The sequence below is a fragment of the Streptomyces sp. NPDC058955 genome (genome assembly GCF_042741435.1).
Taxonomy (GTDB): Bacteria; Actinomycetota; Actinomycetes; order Streptomycetales; family Streptomycetaceae; genus Streptomyces.
Window position 1 is genome coordinate 18,238 of record NZ_JBHYKM010000079.1, and the last position, 1,773, is coordinate 20,010.

Here is a 1,773-nt window from a genome sequence, read left to right on the forward strand (position 1 = left end):
CCGCGCCCCCCCCCCGCCCCGCGGCCCGCCCCCCCCCCCCGCCGCCCCCCCCCCCCCCCCCCGGGGGGGGGCGCCGGGGGGGGGGGGGGGGGGCCCCCCCCGCGGCCGTTCCCACGGCGTTCAGCCGCCGTTCCCGTGGGCGCGCGAGGGTGTGCGCGACAACCGGCACTCAGCTTGGGGAGAGACCGCACACCATGGCGCTCAACCGCAGAGAGTTCACCCAGAAGTCCGCCCTCGCCGGCTTCGCCCTCACCGGCGCCGTCGGTGTGCTCGCCACCGCCCCCGAGGCCCTCGCGAGCGACGAGGCCGCCCACGGCGGCCCCGACGGCCACGGCCACGGCCACGACCGCCTCGGCTACGGCCCGCTCGTCGCCGACCCCGACGGCCTCCTCGCCCTGCCCGAGGGCTTCACCTACCGCGTGATCACCCGCACCGGCGTCACCCGCCTGGAGAGCGGCGAGTTCACCCCGGCCAAGCACGACGGCACCGCCGCCTTCGCCGGCCCGCGCGGCACCACGTACCTGGTGAACAACCACGAGATCAAGGGCGACCGCGCCAAGGTCGCGTTCCCCGTCCCGCTCGCCGAGGGCCTGGTCTACGACCCGGGCGCCGGCGGCGGCTGCACGGTCGTCGAGGTGCACCGCGACGGCACCGTGGCCGAGTGGGTCGGCATCGCCGGCACCTCCACCAACTGCGCCGGCGGCCGCACCGCCTGGGGCACCTGGCTGACCTGCGAGGAGAACTCCGACCTTGCCGGCAAGAACGGCATGACCAAGGACCACGGGTACGTCTTCGAGGTCGACCCCCGCGACCGCCGGGCCAACCTCGACTCCAAGCCGCTGAAGTTCTTCGGCCGTTACGACCACGAGGCCGTCGTCATCGACCCCAAGCGCGGCCACGCCTACCTCACCGAGGACGCCTCGGGCCCCAACGGCCTCCTCTTCCGCTGGGTCCCGCCGCAGGACTTCGAGCACGGCCGGGGCAGGCTGCGCACCCTCGCCGACGACGCCGGCGTCCTCCAGGCCGCCAAGTGCATCGACTCCGCCGGGCGGTTCGTCGACGACCTCTCCCGCGCCACCCGCATCGGCACCGTCTACGGCGTCGACTGGGAGGACGTCCCCGACCGCGACGCCCGCACCACGCCGGTGCGCAAGCAGTTCGCCGACGGCCAGGTCACCCGCGCCCGGAAGCTGGAGGGCATGTGGTGGGCCGACGGCGGTGCCTACGTCGTCTCCTCGTACGCCCGCGAGGAGAGCCCCGGCGCGGCCCACGACGGCCAGGTCTGGTTCTACGACCCCAAGCGCCGCACCCTCACCCTCAAGGTGCAGTTCGGCGTGAACCCCGCGCCCGAGCAGGACGGCGCCTACGACTCCCCGGACAACATCACCGTCTCCCCGTACGGCGGGATCGTCATCGCCGAGGACGGCGAGGGGATCCAGCACCTCATCGGCGCCACCGACTCGGGCCGCACCTACCCGATCGCCCGCAACGACCTCAACGACAGCGAGTTCGCCGGCGTCGTCTTCTCGCCCGACGGCGACACGCTGTACGCCTCCATCCAGAACCCGGGGATCATGGTCGCGATCACCGGCCCCTGGCGCCGCCAGCCCCGCCGCTGACGCACCGTCGGTCCCGGACCGCCGGAGCCGGGGCGAGCTGTGAGGATTCGGGTCGGGGGCTACATCAGGGTGGCCCCGGGGGGAAGGTCGCGGCTAAAATAGAGGAAGGTGGCCTAGGGAGAGAAAAAATCTATGAGGAGATTAGGGCGGGTGT

At 73.8% G+C, this 1,773-nt stretch carries 1 protein-coding gene; it reads left to right on the top strand.

The annotated features are described in order from the left end of the window. Positions 1–194: 194 nt before the first annotated feature. Positions 195–1,619: an alkaline phosphatase PhoX gene (locus ACFW1I_RS25955; RefSeq protein WP_384674275.1), complete on the top strand. Its 1,425-nt coding sequence runs from the start codon at positions 195–197 to the stop codon at positions 1,617–1,619. Positions 1,620–1,773: the final 154 nt, after the last annotated feature.

What these genes read in the sequence shown, in the direction of transcription:
- ACFW1I_RS25955 (WP_384674275.1), top strand. Translation starts at nt 195, where the DNA reads ATGGCGCTCAACCGCAGAGAGTTCACCCAGAAGTCCGCCCTCGCCGGC.